Source organism: Lysinibacillus agricola (assembly GCF_016638705.1).
Lineage (GTDB): Bacteria > Bacillota > Bacilli > Bacillales_A > Planococcaceae > Lysinibacillus > Lysinibacillus agricola.
Window position 1 is genome coordinate 859,907 of record NZ_CP067341.1, and the last position, 18,091, is coordinate 877,997.

Annotated in this window: 17 protein-coding genes; all 17 read left to right on the top strand. The window is 35.7% G+C overall.

Going from position 1 to position 18,091, the window contains the following annotated elements:
• The first annotated feature begins 1 nt into the window (after position 1).
• Positions 2 to 598 (top strand): glycosyltransferase family 61 protein, encoded by a 597-nt coding sequence (locus FJQ98_RS04105; RefSeq protein WP_201406628.1) that lies wholly within the window; start codon positions 2 to 4, stop codon positions 596 to 598.
• A gap of 14 nt (positions 599 to 612) precedes the next feature.
• Entirely contained in the window at positions 613 to 1,758 is a 1,146-nt protein-coding gene (gene glf, locus FJQ98_RS04110) for a UDP-galactopyranose mutase (RefSeq protein WP_053596364.1), read from the top strand.
• Between the two features lie 97 nt (positions 1,759 to 1,855).
• Positions 1,856 to 3,007, top strand: coding sequence for a glycosyltransferase (locus tag FJQ98_RS04115; protein ID WP_053596363.1), 1,152 nt, complete (start codon positions 1,856 to 1,858; stop codon positions 3,005 to 3,007).
• A gap of 13 nt (positions 3,008 to 3,020) precedes the next feature.
• Positions 3,021 to 3,761 carry an SDR family NAD(P)-dependent oxidoreductase gene (locus FJQ98_RS04120; protein ID WP_053596362.1) on the top strand — a complete coding sequence of 247 codons (741 nt, stop codon included), beginning with the start codon at positions 3,021 to 3,023 and terminating at the stop codon, positions 3,759 to 3,761.
• Between the two features lie 30 nt (positions 3,762 to 3,791).
• Positions 3,792 to 4,328 carry a UDP-4-amino-4,6-dideoxy-N-acetyl-beta-L-altrosamine N-acetyltransferase gene (gene pseH, locus FJQ98_RS04125; protein WP_201406629.1) on the top strand — a complete coding sequence of 179 codons (537 nt, stop codon included), beginning with the start codon at positions 3,792 to 3,794 and terminating at the stop codon, positions 4,326 to 4,328.
• A gap of 57 nt (positions 4,329 to 4,385) precedes the next feature.
• Complete coding sequence (locus FJQ98_RS04130; protein WP_053596360.1) at positions 4,386 to 4,625, top strand: acyl carrier protein; 240 nt, start codon at positions 4,386 to 4,388, stop codon at positions 4,623 to 4,625.
• Between the two features lie 55 nt (positions 4,626 to 4,680).
• The gene (locus FJQ98_RS04135; RefSeq protein WP_053596359.1) at positions 4,681 to 6,012 is read left to right on the top strand and encodes an AMP-binding protein; all 1,332 of its coding nucleotides are present in this window, start codon (positions 4,681 to 4,683) and stop codon (positions 6,010 to 6,012) included.
• Positions 6,009 to 7,067, top strand: coding sequence for a LuxE/PaaK family acyltransferase (locus FJQ98_RS04140; protein WP_053596358.1), 1,059 nt, complete (start codon positions 6,009 to 6,011; stop codon positions 7,065 to 7,067). Before FJQ98_RS04135 ends, FJQ98_RS04140 begins: the two co-directional genes overlap by 4 nt.
• Entirely contained in the window at positions 7,064 to 8,260 is a 1,197-nt protein-coding gene (locus FJQ98_RS04145) for an acyl-CoA reductase (protein WP_241774619.1), read from the top strand. Before FJQ98_RS04140 ends, FJQ98_RS04145 begins: the two co-directional genes overlap by 4 nt.
• A 16-nt stretch (positions 8,261 to 8,276) precedes the next feature.
• Positions 8,277 to 8,999 (top strand): cytidylyltransferase domain-containing protein, encoded by a 723-nt coding sequence (locus FJQ98_RS04150; RefSeq protein WP_075807315.1) that lies wholly within the window; start codon positions 8,277 to 8,279, stop codon positions 8,997 to 8,999.
• A complete protein-coding gene (pseG, locus tag FJQ98_RS04155; protein ID WP_053596357.1) occupies positions 8,999 to 9,967 on the top strand; it encodes a UDP-2,4-diacetamido-2,4,6-trideoxy-beta-L-altropyranose hydrolase in 969 nt (322 codons plus the stop codon). The genes FJQ98_RS04150 and pseG overlap by 1 nt, the downstream gene beginning before the upstream one ends.
• Complete coding sequence (pseI, locus tag FJQ98_RS04160; protein ID WP_053596356.1) at positions 9,964 to 11,010, top strand: pseudaminic acid synthase; 1,047 nt, start codon at positions 9,964 to 9,966, stop codon at positions 11,008 to 11,010. Before pseG ends, pseI begins: the two co-directional genes overlap by 4 nt.
• A complete protein-coding gene (gene pseC, locus FJQ98_RS04165; RefSeq protein WP_201406630.1) occupies positions 11,007 to 12,149 on the top strand; it encodes a UDP-4-amino-4,6-dideoxy-N-acetyl-beta-L-altrosamine transaminase in 1,143 nt (380 codons plus the stop codon). Before pseI ends, pseC begins: the two co-directional genes overlap by 4 nt.
• A 59-nt stretch (positions 12,150 to 12,208) precedes the next feature.
• Positions 12,209 to 13,423: a glucose-6-phosphate isomerase gene (locus tag FJQ98_RS04170; RefSeq protein ID WP_053596354.1), complete on the top strand. Its 1,215-nt coding sequence runs from the start codon at positions 12,209 to 12,211 to the stop codon at positions 13,421 to 13,423.
• A 37-nt stretch (positions 13,424 to 13,460) separates the two neighbouring features.
• Positions 13,461 to 15,113 (top strand): phospho-sugar mutase, encoded by a 1,653-nt coding sequence (locus tag FJQ98_RS04175; RefSeq protein WP_082340305.1) that lies wholly within the window; start codon positions 13,461 to 13,463, stop codon positions 15,111 to 15,113.
• Between the two features lie 183 nt (positions 15,114 to 15,296).
• Entirely contained in the window at positions 15,297 to 15,683 is a 387-nt protein-coding gene (locus FJQ98_RS04180; RefSeq protein ID WP_053596352.1) for a flagellar protein FlaG, read from the top strand.
• 23 nt (positions 15,684 to 15,706) lie between these two features.
• On the top strand, positions 15,707 to 18,061 hold the full coding sequence (fliD, locus tag FJQ98_RS04185) for a flagellar filament capping protein FliD (protein ID WP_053596351.1): 2,355 nt from the start codon (positions 15,707 to 15,709) through the stop codon (positions 18,059 to 18,061).
• The last annotated feature ends 30 nt before the right edge of the window (positions 18,062 to 18,091 follow it).

Sequence of the window (18,091 nt, forward strand, 5' to 3'; positions counted from 1 at the left end):
GTTGGAGGCTATTGATATTAATCAAGATAATATAATTTCATCTAGTGATTCATATGGATTTCAAACTGAAACTCTAGTTGTACCATACTCCCCTTATTATGATTCAGGCTATGTAAGTACATGGGTATGTGATTTTTTGAGAAAAACTTTTTTAAATAAAGTCACTATGAAAGAGAATGAGTATAAGAGAATTTATATTACGAGAGGATCAGCTAGATATAGAAAAATCCATAATGAAGAAGCACTAATAGAGCTATTAAAAGCATATGATTTTAAAATCTTGGATATGGGACAATTTAATATTTATGAACAAGCCAATATATTTAATTCTGCTGATGTAATAATTGGAATTCATGGTGCGGCATTATCTAATGTTGTATTTTGTAAACCCAAAACAAAATTAGTTGAAATTTTTAATCCTTTATACATGCCTACAATGTATTGGGGTATAGCTAGTCAAGTAGGCGTAGAATATTATTGTTCAATTGGAAATAGTCTTGATACACATTTTAATGAAACAGAAATTGAAATTTTACTTTCGAAAGATATAGAAGTAGATTTAAAGCAAATTCAAAAATTTTTAACTGAATACTTATAGGGGAATGAATAAAAATGTTTGACACAATAATTATCGGCGCAGGATACGCAGGTTTAGTTTTAGCCGAACGCCTCACCTCTCAACGAAATCAAAAAGTGCTTGTAATTGAAGAACGTCAACATATTGGTGGTAATGCTTATGATCATTTTGATGAGCATGGTGTTTTGATTCATAAATATGGTCCACATATTTTCCATACACGCTCAAAAGAGATATGGGATTATTTATCACAGTTTACAGAATGGCATTATTATGAGCATCGTGTGCTCGCAAAAGTGGATGGCAATGAGGTACCAATTCCCTTTAATTTAAATACGATTGCGGAAGTGTTTTCACAGGACTTAGCTGAGCGATTACAGCGAAAGTTAGTTGATTTGCTTGGTTATAATGTGAAAGTCCCTATTTTAAAACTTCGAGAGCAAAATGACGAGGACCTAAAATTTTTAGCAGACTATGTATACGAAAAAGTATTTTTGCAGTATACATTGAAACAGTGGGGCATTGGTCCAGAGGAATTGGATCCGACGGTGACTGGTCGAGTTCCTGTTTACATTTCAAGGGATGATCGTTATTTCCAAGATCCATATCAAGGTTTACCTAAGTATGGCTATACAGAAATGTTTAAAAAGATGGTTGATCATCCTAATATACATCTCATGCTGAATACAAAATATCAAGATGTGATGACAATTTCAAAGGATGGACATACTTTGTTTGGACAGCCTTTCGAAGGACAAATTATTTATACAGGTAAGATTGATGAGTTATTTGACTTTAAATATGGGGAGCTTCCATATCGTTCATTGCGGTTTGAGTATGATACATATGATGTAGAGTATAAACAAACCGTTGGGCAATTGAATTCGCCCAATAGTTATGATTTTACACGAACTACAGAATTTAAACATTTAACAGGTCAGCAGCATCCAAAGACTACTTTAGCACGTGAATATCCACAAGCCTATGTACGTGGTGAAAATACCCCTTATTATCCGATTATCGCTAAAGAAAACCAGCAACAATATAAACGTTATAAACAATTAGCAGATGAACTAACAGATGTACATTTAGTGGGACGTTTAGCAGAGTATAAGTATTATGATATGGATGCTGTAATCGCAGCAGCTTTGAAAACTTATAAAAAATTAATAGAAAATTAGTATCTAAGGGGTTATGTTGAGAAAGGAAATCTTAACATAACCTTTTATGATAGTATATATAATAGATATATTAAGTATATAGAATGGAGGAAAACTCATGAATATTTCTGTAGTGATTCCGTTATATAATGCAGAAAAATACATAGTAGAAACATTAGATAGTTTAATGAATCAAACATATCCAATAGATGAGATTTTAGTTGTAGATGATTGTGGTCCTGATCGTTCTGCTGAAGTCGTAAAAGAGTACAGTAAGCGACATCCAATCGTTCGTTTAATTCAGCAGCCACATAATCAAGGCGGATCAGCAGCACGCAATAGAGGACTTAAAGAGGCACGTAATAAGTGGGTATTGATGATGGATGCGGATGATACGATTCATCCCGATTTATTAAGAAATCAATTTGAGCTGCTCGGACAATATTCAGAGGCTAAACCTGCTCCTGTTTGTGTACATCCTGCTTATGTTCAAACAGATGCGGAAGGTAACATTTTAGCAAACAGTGAATACAGAGGACAGCAGCTATCATACAATGAAACTTTTGGTTCTTTATTAGTAAGGAATTATATTATTACTCCTTCAGGTTTATTACTGGATAGAGATGCAGCACTTGAAATTGGAGGCTATAAAACGAACTTTTTCGTTTCGGAGGATGCTGAGTTTATTTTACGTTTATCGCGCAAAGGAACTTTTGTTTATTTAGATAAGCCGTATGTCTATTTCCGCCGTCATCCAATGAGTATTACTTCGGATTTAAAAAAGGCTTCCAATGCAGGAAAAGCTATTTTAGAGGTTTATTCAATTGACGAAATAAAGGAGGCAATTTTTAGTCGAAGTTTTGTTGAACAAAAAAATTTGCTGGATTTTATAACGTTGTTGTATCAATATCAACTATTTGATAAAGGTTTTCGTTATTTAGCCGATATTAAAGGTGATGAGTACCAACAAAGTAAGCTGTTCTATCAAGCACTTTATTATATAGAAAATAATCAAGAAATAGAAGCTTCGCGTCATCTAGATCAGTTATTAAGTATAAATGATGGTCATGGTGCAGCATTAAATAATCGTGCTGTCATTTACGCAAAGGATAATGATAGTAAAATGGCGTGTGAACTTTTGGAAAGTGCAATATTATTATTCCCAGGCTATATGGACGCGACAGATAATTTACAAGCTGTAAAAGAAGGTACGCAAGAGTACCGTTTCACTAAGCGCGAATTGCGTAAAAATTTATTAAGATATTCCTAGAGTAGGTGATAGTATGTCTTTTAAGAAAATTATTCTCATTACTGGTGCAACACGTGGCATTGGCTATGAAACAGCTGTAAAAGCAGCGAAAAAAAGCTGGACGTTAATTTTAAATGGTCGAGATGAAAAGCGCCTGCAAGAGATTAAGGAAGAATTGGAATCGCTATACGATACAACTGTACATATTCTAAGCTATGATGTTTGCGATATAGATGCTATAAAAAAAGCATTTATGTGGATTAAAAAAAATGTTGGGCAACTAGACGCTGTAGTTAATAATGCTGGCATTTTGGATGATGCATTGCTTGGAATGGTCAATGAAAAACAGGTGTCAAATACTTTAGCTGTTAATACTGAAGCAGTTATTTACCATATGCAATATGCGTCTCGCCTAATGATGAAACAAAAATCTGGTTCTATTGTTAATGTGAGCTCGATTATTGGTCGAGTTGGTAATGCTGGGCAAACAGTATATGGTGCAAGCAAAGCAGCGGTAATTGGTGCGACGTATTCTGCTGCGAAAGAGCTAGCACCTTATAATATCCGTGTAAATGCAGTAGCACCTGGGTTTATTGAGACAGATATGACGAAGCAATTGTCACAAGAGAAATATGAGCAGCGTTTATCAGAAATTAAAATGGGTCGTATTGGTACCGCTGAAGAAGTAGCTAATGTCATTTTATTTTTAGCTTCAGATTATTCTTCTTATGTAACAGGACAAGTTATAGGTGTAGATGGAGGCATGGTGATTTAAGCCATGCCTTTTATATAGGAGTTGGGATAATTGATTTCATTTCGTAAACTAGAGGAACGAGATTTAGAGCTTGTGCTAGAATGGCGTACAAGTGAGCATGTGACACAATATATGTATACGGATATAGAAAAGGATTTAGTAAACCAATATAAATGGTTTGAGAAAAATTTCAATGATGATACACAATATTACTGGATAATCGAAGTTAAAAATACGCCAATTGGTTTAATTTCACTAAATCAGTTGGATCGAACGAATAAAAAATCATCATTTGCTTATTACATTGGCGATTTAAATTATTCGATTATCGCGGGTCGTATTCACCCTTACCTTTATAATTTTGCCTTTTATGAACTTGGTTTAAATAAGGTATATGCAGAAGTCATGCGCGGAAATGATGGAATGATGAAAATGCATAAGCATTATGGCTTTACACATGTTGCAACATTTAAAGATCATATTTATAAATACGACCAATTTCACGATGTAGAGTATTTTGAACTTTTAGCTTCTGATTGGACAGAGTGTACAAAGTTTCATAAATTTAAATTAACATTTGTATTATAATTAAGTAGAAATAGCCGAAATAATATATATACAATTTGAAGTAGGTAGGGATAATTTATGACGAATGAAGAGAAATTACGTGGAATTTTTGCAGAAGCACTTGGGATTAATATTAATCAAGTTACAGAGAACCTAGCTTATAATACAATTCCAGAATGGGATTCAATTGCTCATATGGCATTAATTGCAGAAATTGATGATCAATTTGATACAATGTTAGACACAGATGATGTATTAGATATGAGTACTTTTGCAAAGGCAAAGGAAATATTAATTAAATATGATGTAGAGTTTTGATTGAGGAGGGTGTGGTAGAGACTATCACGCCTTTTTCAATGGAAGGAGAGATTGAATGAGTTTTTTTAAACTGAACAACGATAAAGTTGCAGTCATTACACATGAACGTACATATACTTACAATGAAATTTCTAGAGTGGAATTTAAAAGTACACAAAAAGAATTAGTGTTAATTTTATGTAAAAATACTATTGATATATTATCAACATATGTATCAGCTATGAATAGCCAGCATGCCGTGATGCTACTTTCGGCAGATATTAATCGTGAACTTTTAGAAGATATTATAATCCAATATAGACCAAAATGGATTGTAGGTTTAGAGAGTTATGATGGATATGAGAAAAGTAGAGAGTATTTAGTAAGAATCCAAAATAGTAAAGCGAATATACATCCCGACCTCGCGATTTTATTGAGTACTTCCGGAACAACTGGTAGTCAAAAGTTTGTTCGATTATCCTATGAAAATATTCGCTCAAATGCGGAATCAATTATTAACTATCTTGAGATAGATGAAAATGAACGTGCCATTATGAATTTACCACTTTCTTATTCCTATGGGATGTCCATTGTAAATAGTCATCTTTTTGCAGGTACTTCTATATTATTAACAGATGAAAGTGTCATGGAAAAATCCTTTTGGAGTTTTGTGAAGGATCAGAAGGCGACATCTATATCAGGGGTACCTTTTACGTATCAAATGTTGCAACGTATAGGTTTTACCAAAATGGAGTTACCGACATTAAAAACTTTGACACAAGCTGGAGGGCGACTAAATGAAAAGCTTGTGAAGTTTTTTGCAGAGTATGCAAAGGAAAAAGATAAACGCTTTTACGTAATGTATGGACAGACTGAAGCATCACCACGTATCAGCTATATTCCCTTTGGAAAAGTGTTGGAAAAAGCCGGTACGATTGGCGTGCCGATTCCTGATGGCCATTTGGAAATTGATAAAGCAACGGGAGAGCTTATTTATAAAGGTGCAAATGTCATGATGGGCTATGCTGAATGTCTAGAAGATTTAGCAAAAGCGGATGAGCTTGGTGGCGTTCTTCATACTGGTGACACTGCAACTGTTGATGCAGAAGGATACTTTACGATAACAGGGCGAATGAAGCGCTTTATTAAGCTTTTTGGTTTGCGTATAAACCTAGATGAGGTTGAGAAAAAACTCGAGTCCGCCTTCCATACACCTATAGCTTGTACTGGTTCTGACGATAAATTAATTATAGCCATTGAGCAAGAAGTATTTGTTGAACCTATAAAAAAAGCCGTAGAAGATTTGTACAAACTTCATAAAACAGCTTATAGGATAAAAGTGATGGAAATACCACGCTTGGCAAATGGGAAAACAGATTATATGAAATTAAAGGAGAGCTGTTTATGATTGCCCCTTATCATTTGGAACGAGAGCAAAAATCAGCACAGCTATTAGATAAACTTAATGATTTAACAAAATGGCATATTGAAAAATGTTCAGATTATAAAGCGATGCTTGAAAAAAGTGGTTCTGTAGAGCAAGCAAACTCATTAGAAGAAGTACCCTACCTACCTGTACAACTATTCAAGCTATTAGATTTAAAATCGATTTCACAAGAAGATGTAGTAAAAGTACTTACATCAAGTGGTACGACAGGGCAGCAAGTGTCAAAAATCTATCTAGATAAGGAAACATCTGTTTCGCAAACAAAAACATTAGTGGAAGTGATGAAGCCACTACTTGGCAGTAAACGCTTACCGATGATTATTTTAGATACGAAGTCCGTTTTAAAAGACAGAAAATCCTTTAGTGCACGTGGTGCTGGAATCTTAGGTTTTTCCAATTTTGGTCGTAAACATTTTTATGCTTTAAATGATGATATGAGTTTGGATGTCGAAGGTCTACAGGCATATCTAAAAGAATTTGCAGGACAGAAAATTTTACTGTTCGGCTTTACTTTTATGATTTGGCAGTATGTCTATAAGGAAGCTGTATCTCATGGCTTGGGGATTGATTTTGGCGATAGTATTTTAATTCATGGTGGTGGCTGGAAGAAGCTTAAGGATGAAGCGGTCGATTCATTAACATTTAATCGACTGCTACATGAGCAGTTGGGAATTCGTGAGGTACATAATTATTACGGCATGGTCGAACAGGTCGGTTCAATTTTTGTTGAGTGTAGTATGGGACATCTCCATACACCTAGCTACGCTGATGTCATTATTCGCAATCCGATTACATTTGAGCCAGTTGCTTATGGAGAGCAGGGGCTAATTCAAGTACTAAGCGAACTCCCAAAAAGCTACCCAGGGCATTCGTTACTGACAGAGGATCTAGGTACCATTCATGGGGAAGATAATTGTCCATGTGGTTGGAAAGGGAAATACTTCTCCGTAGCAGGTAGAATTCCAAAAGCCGAGCTCCGAGGTTGTAGTGATACGTTTCAAGGAGGTACAAAATGATGAAGTTATTTTGGCCAAAAAATATAGAGATTGAAGTTGCAATTGAGCAACTATCTTCGAATCAACCGAATCAACCATTCGATCAAGAAGTTGAGGCATTCACACAATCACTTTCCAAGCGTTTTCTTCGAATGAGAGAATTACCTGAAGTGGTAGCTTTAGGTTATTGGCTACGAAAGGCAAATATAAAAGAAATGCAAACGGCTTTTGAACAAGGTACAGTTCAAAAAATTATACGATCACGTGGGACAGTCTTTCATATTGCACCATCAAATGTTGATACGATTTTTGTCTATTCTTGGATGTTATCGTTACTAGCAGGTAATCGAAATGTCATACGAATTTCAAGCAAGGAACAAAATGGATTAAACGTGCTTCTACAAATTATTATAGAGGAATTAGCACGTACCGAATTTCAAAAAATCGCTAAACAGACGATAATATGTACGTATGGTCACGAGGAAAATACAACAGCTGTCTTAAGTGCTGCTTGTCAAACACGTGTGATTTGGGGCGGGGATGAAACGATTAGTTCTATTCGAGAAATACCACTAGCTCCTTTAGCGAATGAACTTGCTTTCCCAGATCGTTTCTCGTTGGCAGTATTAAATAGCGATGTACTCTCTAAACTAGATGAAGTACAACTAGACAGTCTATTAGAGCAATTTTATAACGATGTTTTTTGGTTCGATCAAATGGCGTGCTCTTCCCCTAGATTAATAGCTTGGTGTGGAGATAATCAGCAGGCAGTTAATCGTTTTTGGAAAGCCTTTGCACAAAAGATTCAGCAAAAACAGTATGAATTAATGGCTGCTACACAAGTGTTAAAATATACAACAACCTTAATGCTTGCGACAGAAAGTAATGTAGAAAATTTGAAAAATGGGACTTATTTTTCACGAGTGACACTATCGAATGTTCCAGTAGACGTTCGTGAACGCCACTGTGGTGGTGGTTTATTCTATGAATACAATGTCGATAAACTTGAAGAATTAGCAGATGTACTAATAGATAAAGATCAAACAATTGCCTATTTTGGATTTAAACGCGAGGAACTTGAGAGTTTAGTAGAAGCTATTTCAACTCGAGGTATTGATCGTATAGTCCCTATCGGTAAAGCACTTGATTTTAATGGAGTATGGGACGGACAAAGTTTTTTAACATCGTTTACAAGAGAAGTAGTAATTATATAAATTGAGGTGTTTCAAGGTGAATACAATTGTAATCATCCAAGCAAGAATGGGATCATCCCGTCTACCTGGTAAAATTTTAAAACAGCTTGGCGATGTGGATGTACTTACATATAATATAGAACGATGTCGAGCAATTCAAGGAGTTAGTGAAGTGATTGTTGCGACAAGTAATTTACCACAGGATGATGCTATTGCAAAATGGTGTGAAATGCATCATGTAGCATATTTCCGTGGTTCTGAAGATGATGTGCTAGATCGCTATGTACAATGCGCTAAAATGTATAAACCTGATTATGTAATGCGAGTTACATCAGATTGTCCCTTTGTCGATTACGAAATGGCAAGTGAGATTGTTTCACTAATGGAAAAAGAGCAGAAAGATATTGTATTAATGAATGGAGAGCTTCCACGTGGTTTAGCGGTTGAACTCATTTCCTATGAGGCGTTATTACGTATATACGAAATTGGAACTGAATCACGTCATCGTGAGCATGTCACTTATTACGCTTATGAATTTCCTGAAGAATTTAATGCGGTTACATATAAGGTACCTAAAAATCGAATAGCGCCTGAGCTACGTATCACGTTAGATACTGCAGAAGACTATGAGTTGATTTCGGCGGTTGCCAAGCATTTTAATGACCCGCTAGTTTCAAGTTCAGAGGTTATTCGCTATTTACGAGAAACGCCTAATGTCGCTAAATTAAATGCACATATTGAACAAAAGCCGGTGATTTAATGAAAAAAATAATTATCCGTACGGATGCTTCAGTAGACATTGGAAGCGGTCATGTTATGCGCTGTTTAACAATTGCTCATAATTTAAAGCTGGAAGGTTGTAATGTTCAATTTTGGATGGAGCCACATGCTGGCAATTTAATAGATTATGTTGCACAACAAGGCTATGAAACTATTGCAAAGGCAGAACAAGCTGATCTTTATATAATTGATCATTATGGGCTTGATATGGAATGGGAACAAAATATTCGTCCTTATACAAAAAAGCTAATGGTGATTGATGATTTGGCAAGAGCACATGATTGTGACCTTGTACTCGATCAAAATGTTGTACCGAACTTTGAGGTTCGTTATGATGAGCTTGTACCAAAGCATTGTATTAAACTATTAGGCCCAAAGTACTTAATTATGCGTGAAGAGTTTATTGATGCCCGTCAGCAAATTAGACAGCGCTATCAAGATATTCAACGACTTCTTGTATTTATGGGGGGAACTGATCCAACCAATGAAACGATGAAAATATTGACTTCACTTGAAGAATTGACATTTGCTCATGTAGATGTAGTTGTTGGCAATGGGAATGTGCATAAAGAGAATATTGAACAAATTTGTCATGAACGTAATTATCACTATCATTGTCAAATTTCGTATATGGCACAGCTTATGCAGCAAGCGGATTTTTCTATGGGTGCAGGTGGAAGTTCAATGTGGGAGCGTTGCTATGTTGGACTCCCATCTTCAAGTACTATAGTTGCTGACAATCAGCTCATTACAACTAACTATGCAGATCAGCTTGGAGCAGTCATTAATTTAGGATGGCATGAAGATGTCACAGTAGATACCTATAAACATTTGCTAAATGGATTAGGAGATATAGATGTGGAGAGACTTGAAAGAATCGGTTTGCAATTGACAGTCACATCACAACCAAATGCCTGGTTATCACAAATAATGGAGTTGTTAGCATGATTAAAATTGGACACAAAGAAATTGGCAAGCATGCAAAGCCTTTTATTATTGCAGAAATGTCTGGAAATCATAATCAATCATTAGAAAGAGCTTTGCATTTAGTAGATTTAGCAGCTGAAGCTGGTGTGGATGCGTTAAAGTTACAAACGTATACACCGGACACAATTACATTAGATGTACATACAGGTGAGTTTTTTATCCAAGATGATGCCAATCTCTGGAAAGGGAATTCCCTATATAATTTGTATAAAGAGGCCTATACTCCTTGGGAATGGCATGAGGCGATTTTTAATCGTGCAAAAGAACATGGCTTACTAGCTTTCAGTTCACCTTTTGACGAAACAGCTGTCGATTTTTTAGAAACTTTGAATGTACCTGCTTACAAAATTGCATCTTTTGAAAATGTAGATATTCCATTAATTCGAAAAGTTGCTCGTACAGGTAAGCCTATTATTATTTCGACTGGCATGGCAACAGCATCAGAACTAGACGAGGCAGTTCGAGCTGCAAGAGCTGAAGGAAATCATCAAATTATTTTATTAAAATGTACAAGTACATATCCAGCAACGCCTGCAAACTCTAATTTAGCCACTATACCTCATATGCGAGAGTTGTTTGGTACTGAAATTGGTTTATCAGATCATACGATGGGTGTTGGTGTATCAGTTGCTGCCGTAACACTTGGAGCAACTGTTATAGAGAAGCATTTTACTACCTCTCGTGCTGATGGAGGAGTTGATTCTGCCTTCTCTATGGAGCCACATGAGTTAAAAATGCTAGTAGAGGAAACGGAAAGAGCATGGCAAAGCTTAGGACAAATTCAATATGGTCCAACGGAAGCTGAAAAAGATTCGACTAAATTCCGTCGATCGTTATATATAGGAAAAGACTTAAAAGCAGGTGACGTTTTAACAGGAGAAAATCTTCGAAATGTTCGACCTGGCTTAGGTTTACCGACAAAATACTATGATTTAGTGCTTGGAAAAACTGTTAAGCAAGATGTGAAAAAAGGAACACCTTTAAGTTGGGAGTTACTACTATGAAAAAGCGTAATCAATTCCTTTCCTACGGTTGCCAATCTATAGATGAAGACGATATAGAAGTAGTTGTAGAAACATTACGTTCCCCTTTTTTAACACAAGGGCCAAAAATTAAACAGTTTGAGCAGGCAATTGCAGATTATGTTGGCGCTCAATATGCAGTTGCTTTTTGCAACGGAACTGCTGCCCTTCATGCAGCCTGCTACGCAGCAGGAATTGGCGAAGGAGATGAAGTCATAACATCTCCTATTACTTTTGCAGCAAGTGCTAACTGTGTTAGATATGTGGGAGGAACAGTTGTTTTTGCAGATATTGATGCAAATACATACAATATTGACCCAGCAGAGATTAGAAAGAAGGTAACGCCGAATACGAAGGCAATTATCCCAGTTGATTTCACAGGTCAACCTGCAGATATGGATACAATTATGGAGATTGCACGTGAAAATAACTTAGTTGTTATTGAAGACGGTGCCCATTCGTTTGGTGCTGAATATAAAGGGAAAAAAGTTGGTACACAAGCAGATATGACCATGTTCAGCTTTCATCCGGTCAAACCAATTACCACGGCTGAAGGTGGTATCATCGTAACGAATAATGAAGAGTATTATCAAAAATTACAATTATTCCGAAGTCATGGTATCGAGCAAACTGAGTATTCGGCTGATCAAGGTGGCTGGTATTATGAAATGACGGATCTTGGTTATAATTATCGAATGACTGATTTACAAGCAGCACTTGGCTTATCTCAAATGGCAAAAATTGATACGTTTATCCAACAACGTCGTGAAATTGCAGCATTTTATACGGAGGCATTTCAAGATATAGAAGGAATTATCGTTCCACAGCAGCTAGAGGGAACTAATTCCGGCTGGCATTTGTATATGCTTCAGCTTGAGGGAATATCTCGTAAGTTTGTGTTTGAACAAATGAGATCTTTGAATATAGGAGTTCATGTACATTATATTCCGGTCTATTGGCACCCATATTATAAGGAACAGGGTTATGAACGTGGAATATGTCCAATTGCAGAAATGTGGTATGAAAAAGCTTTGACATTACCAATTCATCTAAATATGACTGTAGAAGATTTATCAATAATCGTGTCGAATATTAAAGAATTATTAAAACAACCGAAATAAGTAGTATAACAAACAGCTTACTTTTAAAAGAGTAAGCTGTTTTAACAGGAGTTGACGATATGATTAATTTTCAGCCACTAACTGATCTTCCTACAATGAAAATTTCGGAAAATCCAAGCATGCAGCATTATAATCCCGTTACTATGCAAGAGCTTTTTTCGATTCAAAATGTTGCAAATCAGATAAATTCAAAAGCAAAAATTTTTCTAGTTATTGGTGTTGGTGGTTCTTTTCTTGGTGCACGTGCGGTGATTGATGCTTTAACTCCTTATTTCCATACTAATAATGGTGTCGAAATTTTATATGCTGGAAATAATATGAGTGGTGCCTATTTAAAGCAGCTATTGTCTTATTTAGATACGAAGGATGTTTATGTCAATGTTATTTCAAAGTCTGGTTCAACAATGGAGCCAGCCCTTGCCTTTCGAGTTGTGAAAAAATATATGGAGCAACGATATGGTAAAGAAACACGTAAAAGAATAATTGTTACAACTGATTCGGAAAAAGGAATTTTAAAGCAAATTGCCATTAAAGAAGGATATCGCCAATTTACTGTTCCGTCTGATGTTGGAGGACGTTATTCTGTATTTACGCCAGTAGGTTTATTACCAATTGCAGTTGCAGGTATTGATATAGAAGCTTTTGTTCGTGGGGGAAGACAAGCGGAATTAGATTTTTCTAGTGAATCGAATAGTGCAGTCGATTATGCTTGTAATCGTTATGCATTATATAAACAAGGTTATTCAGTTGAACTGCTTGCCTCGTTTGAGCCAAGACTTAATAAATTGCATGAATGGTGGAAACAGCTATTTGGAGAAAGTGAAGGGAAAGAACATAAAGGGCTATATCCTTCAACCGTGAACTATTCGACAGATTTACACGCTATTGGACAGTTTATTCAAGATGGTAGTCGTATTATGTTTGAAACACTTATTCACTTTGATAATATCGAAGAAGATATTGAAATCCCTTTTTCTCCTGAAAATATAGATGGTCTGAATTATTTAGCTGGTCGATCAATGAATGAGGTAAATGCAACATCAAAAGATGGGGTAGCACTCGCACATGAAGAAGGTGGCGTACCTGTTATTCGTATAGAATTGCCAAAATTAGATGCATATCATGTTGGATATTTGATGATGTTCTTTATGAAAGCGTGTGTTATCAGTGCCAACTTACTAGAGGTAAATCCATTTGATCAGCCCGGTGTAGAAGCATATAAAAATAAAATGTTAGAGTTGTTAAAGGAAGATGTGGTGAAGGTTCGTGCATAAAGAATTGTATGAGTTGTGGCGACAAAAAGCGAATAGTATGTATCAAGATGAACTGCTGGAAATTGCTGATAATAAACAAGCGATAGAAGATCATTTCTATCAATTAGTTCCTTTCGGTACAGGTGGGATGAGGGGAAAGCTAGGAGCTGGCACCAATCGTATCAATATTCATACCATACGTTTAGTTGCTGAAGGATTAGCTCGTCAAATTGAATGTCAGGGAGAAACGGCGAAAATAAGTGGTGTCGTTATTGCGTATGATACACGTCATTTTTCTAAAGAATTTGCATATGAAACAGCAGGAGTTTTGGCTGCGCATGGTATACAAAGTTATGTATTCAGTGAAAGTAGACCAACCCCTGAGCTTAGTTTTGCAGTCCGTTATTTAGCAGCTTATGCCGGGGTAGTTATTACAGCAAGTCATAATCCTAAAGAATACAATGGTTTTAAAGTGTATGGGCAGGACGGAGCGCAATTAACACCTCAATTTGCCGATGAAGTCTTTGAACACATGAAAAGAGTAGAAGATATTTTTAAAATCCATTCCCTCACAAAAGATGAATTATTTACATCGGGTTATTGCATTGAGATGCTAGAAAAATTGGATGATGCGTATAATGCTGCCCTAAAAACACTTGTTCAAGCTAATGGTAAAAAGGATGTAAACATAGTCTATACTCCTTTGCATGGTGCAGGTCTTGTGCCGACAAAGCGTGCTTTAAAAGAGGCAGGCTTTACAAATGTACATATTGTTAACGAACAAGCTATTCAAGATGGCGATTTTCCAACAGTGCTGTATCCCAATCCTGAAGAAACTCTTGCCTTTCAAATGGGGATTGCTTTAGGGAAGGAAGTTGAAGCTGAATTAATACTAGCTACAGATCCAGATGCTGATCGTCTTGGTGTAGCGATACTTAATGAAGACCAGTATCAACTTTTGACAGGGAACCAACTTGGAGCTTTATTGTTAAACTATATACTTTCTACAAAGCAACTAGTAGGAAATTTACCTTCGAATGGGGCAGTGTTAAAAACTATTGTAACCTCAGAGTTAGGGACAGCAATTGCAGATAGTTTCAACATACAAACAATAAATACACTTACAGGTTTTAAATATATTGCTGAGAAAATCGCAGAATTTGAAACAACTAGTGAGCATTCATTTTTATTTGGCTATGAAGAAAGCTACGGGTATCTAGCAGGAAGTTTTGTAAGAGATAAAGATGCAGTACAAATTGCGCTCTTAACTGTAGAAATGGCTTCTTATTATAAAGAGCAAAATCTATCACTTTTAGATGTGCTGAACTCCCTTTACCAGCAACATGGATACTATCAAGAAAAATTGTTGTCATTTACATATGAGGGGATAGAGGGGCAGAAGCGAATAACCAATATTATGGAGCACTTTAGAAAAAACAAATCTATCGAAATGGCTGGAATCAAAGTTATAGCAACAGAAGATTACAAAGCAGGATTTACATATCTTGCAAACGGTGAGAAACAAGCGTTATCTTTATCGAAAACAGATGTTCTCAAATATAGATTAAAAGATGGTTCATGGATTTGTATTCGACCTTCGGGAACAGAACCGAAATGTAAGATTTACATTGGAGTACGAAAGGATAGCGAAACAGAAGCATTTGAAGCCATGATTAATATAGAAGAGTATATGCAAAAAATGATTAATTAAAAATTAAAAAACCTCGAATTCTGCATATTGTCTGATTTCGAGGTTTTTTAACTATAGCTTGTCTAAAAATGAAATGAAGACTTAACAAGATACTAAGCATTTGTTTACCAAAAAACGTGAAACTATACAAAATCCTTCCGATAATAATGGTAAGCAATTGAAAAGTTTAGGAGGTTGAGTTAAATGCGTATTGCATCGCAAGGGCAGTCAAATGATACGGTTTCTGCACCAACTAATACAAAAGCAATGAATGTGCAAGAAAATATGACGCCTAATGTTTCAACAGTAACCATCTCTCAACCGGTAGTAGAAAATACATCTACTGTTGGAGAAGAGCAGGAAATTTCAAAGGACAAATTACAACAAGCTATAGATGTTGTAAATGAATTTCTAGAAATAAATCATAGTTCTTCAAAATTTGTCTATCATGAAGGTTTAGATCGCTATTATGTAACAATAGTTAATCGTGATACAGATGAAGTAGTTAAAGAGATTCCACCCAAAAAAATATTAGATGCTTTCTATGAAATGCAAAAGATGGTGGGAATGATTGTAGACGAGAAAATTTAAACGAAAATTAGGAGGAAATAAACATGGTAATGAGAATGGGTGGATTAGCGTCAGGGATGGATATTGATAGTCTTGTAGAGAAGCTGATGCAGGCAGAAAGAGTGCCTTTGAATAAAGCTTTTCAAAAAAAGCAAACATTCGAATGGCAACGTGATGCGTATCGCAATGTAAACACGACACTAAAAAAACTAGATGACTTTTTATACAAAAATACATTTTTACAAAGTCAAATGATGAAAAAAACTGCTACTTCTTCAAATGATAAGTTAGTATCTGTTAATGCAACTAATAGTGCCACGGGTACACTCAATATCGAAAGTGTGACACAGTTAGCCACTGCAACACAACTAGTAGGGAAGCAAACTGAATATACAGGTAGTACGAAATTAACTGAATTAGGTATAACGGAAACATCTTTAGAGTTAAGTTCTATAGATAAAGATGGGAATTTAGCAGCCAAACCTACTACAATTAGTTTCGATCCGAATAAAGATACGGTGAATGATTTAGTTAAAAAGATAAATGAAAGTAAAGCGGGTGTAACGGCTTTATTTGAAAATGGGAGACTTTCTTTAACTGCAAACAATACAGGTAGTGTGAAAAGTGGATCAGGTGAGATTGTTTTCGGAAAAGAAGGAAAAGATGTATTTGACGCGTTAGGCTTTGCAAATGAAGCAGAAGTTTCAAAAAGAGAAGGCCAGAATGCCATTTTACAAGTGAATGGAATTTCAATGGAGCGCTCATCCAATAAAGTGAATATTTCTGGTTATGAAATTATATTAAAGGAAACATTCAACGCTAATGCAGGTGCAAAAGAGCGTTTAATCGTAGCACAAAAAGAACGAGATAATGCGGATAAAGCTTTAAATGGTACAGGTGGATTAAAGGACATTAGAAATGCTGCTCGCGAAACATTTGAAAAATACCGCGATACTGATTACAAAGATGCCTATGAAACTCTTTTTGGCATTAATGAATTAAGTCAAGACCAACAAACGAAATTTAATGGGCTTTCAAGTGTGGGAAAAGTAGCTCATTTAGAAACTACCGATTTAGAGGCACTTAGGGATTTAGGTATAACAGATTTCTCAAATGAAGCTAAAGTGAAAGAAATTATTAGTGATGAGACAAACGGCCTATCAGATGATCAAAGAGCAAAATTAATTTCTTTATCAGGCAAAGATTTAGAAGCATTAAACAGCTCAGATGGGGAAGCATTATTGGAAAGAGCAAAGCAAGTTGATTTTGAAAATTCTTATAAAACGCTTGATAAAAAGTTTTTATCTGAATTATCATCAGAGGATATTAATTTTTTAGCGTCTATTAAAGGTAAGAATAGTGCTGAAATTGACGAAGCATTCGCAGGTGCGACAGAAGATATTCGAAAGAAATTTGATGGTTTAGACCGAGTAGATTTAGGGAAATTGTCTGATTTGGCTGACGATGGCAACTTAGATAAATTCAAATCATTTTATGCGATTGATAAACAAAATCAAGATTATAGTGCTGCATATAAAGCAGCAGAAAATGCTGTTACGGCTGGTGAAAAACGATTAGCTGAAGCAGAAAAATCATTAGAAAATGCTAATGCTGCTGTGGATGCTACCAAAGATGATACATCACCATCTGTAGTAGCTGTTAGTGTGAATTCTACAATAGAAACAGAGTCTATTAAAGATCGCATTAAAGAATTTGTCGAAAGCTATAATGAGATGTTAGATTCGTTAAACGGTTTATTGAAAGAAAAAAAATATCGTGACTACCCACCATTAACAACAGAACAGCGTGAAGATATGTCAGAAAGTGAGCAGAAGCTTTGGGATGAAAAAGCAAAAAGTGGCCTTTTACGTAGTGATTCACTAATCCGTGAAGGTCTGTCTAAAATGCGTACGCAATTTATAAGCCCGGTGAGTGGTCTTGGTGATAAAACGATGGATGCATTGGCTGAAATCGGAATTACAACTTCGAAAAATACATCAGACGGCGGCAAGCTTGTTATTGATGACAAAAAATTGGATGCAGCTTTAGAAAAAGATCCGCAACAAGTTGTTGATATTTTTACAAAAACAGGAAGTGTTACTACAACATATGATGCTGATAAAAAGCGCAATGTTACGGAGGACTCACGAGGAATTACTCAACGTTTGCGTAATGAAATTAAAAATCTTACTCAGAGTATTGAGAAAAAAGCAGGAAGAGAAGGCGCAACAGAACAATCGTATAATATAGGTAAAAACATTGTTGATACGGACAATCGTATCACGAAGTTACAAGCAAAATTAAAAGATATCGAAGCTCGATACTGGAAACAATTCACCGCTATGGAACAAGCAATCAATAAAGCAAATCAACAATCTAGTATGTTCATGCAAGGTTAAGGTTTGGCGGTGTTTCTAATTAGCAAAGTA

Coding starts and splice junctions, on each gene's coding strand:
- FJQ98_RS04135 (WP_053596359.1), top strand. CDS start 4,681: ATGAGTTTTTTTAAACTGAACAACGATAAAGTTGCAGTCATTACACAT.
- glf (WP_053596364.1), top strand. CDS start 613: ATGTTTGACACAATAATTATCGGCGCAGGATACGCAGGTTTAGTTTTA.
- FJQ98_RS04120 (WP_053596362.1), top strand. CDS start 3,021: ATGTCTTTTAAGAAAATTATTCTCATTACTGGTGCAACACGTGGCATT.
- pseC (WP_201406630.1), top strand. CDS start 11,007: ATGAAAAAGCGTAATCAATTCCTTTCCTACGGTTGCCAATCTATAGAT.
- FJQ98_RS04145 (WP_241774619.1), top strand. CDS start 7,064: ATGATGAAGTTATTTTGGCCAAAAAATATAGAGATTGAAGTTGCAATT.
- pseI (WP_053596356.1), top strand. CDS start 9,964: ATGATTAAAATTGGACACAAAGAAATTGGCAAGCATGCAAAGCCTTTT.
- FJQ98_RS04140 (WP_053596358.1), top strand. CDS start 6,009: ATGATTGCCCCTTATCATTTGGAACGAGAGCAAAAATCAGCACAGCTA.
- FJQ98_RS04180 (WP_053596352.1), top strand. CDS start 15,297: ATGCGTATTGCATCGCAAGGGCAGTCAAATGATACGGTTTCTGCACCA.
- FJQ98_RS04115 (WP_053596363.1), top strand. CDS start 1,856: ATGAATATTTCTGTAGTGATTCCGTTATATAATGCAGAAAAATACATA.
- fliD (WP_053596351.1), top strand. CDS start 15,707: ATGGTAATGAGAATGGGTGGATTAGCGTCAGGGATGGATATTGATAGT.
- FJQ98_RS04175 (WP_082340305.1), top strand. CDS start 13,461: ATGTATCAAGATGAACTGCTGGAAATTGCTGATAATAAACAAGCGATA.
- FJQ98_RS04130 (WP_053596360.1), top strand. CDS start 4,386: ATGACGAATGAAGAGAAATTACGTGGAATTTTTGCAGAAGCACTTGGG.
- FJQ98_RS04170 (WP_053596354.1), top strand. CDS start 12,209: ATGATTAATTTTCAGCCACTAACTGATCTTCCTACAATGAAAATTTCG.
- pseG (WP_053596357.1), top strand. CDS start 8,999: ATGAAAAAAATAATTATCCGTACGGATGCTTCAGTAGACATTGGAAGC.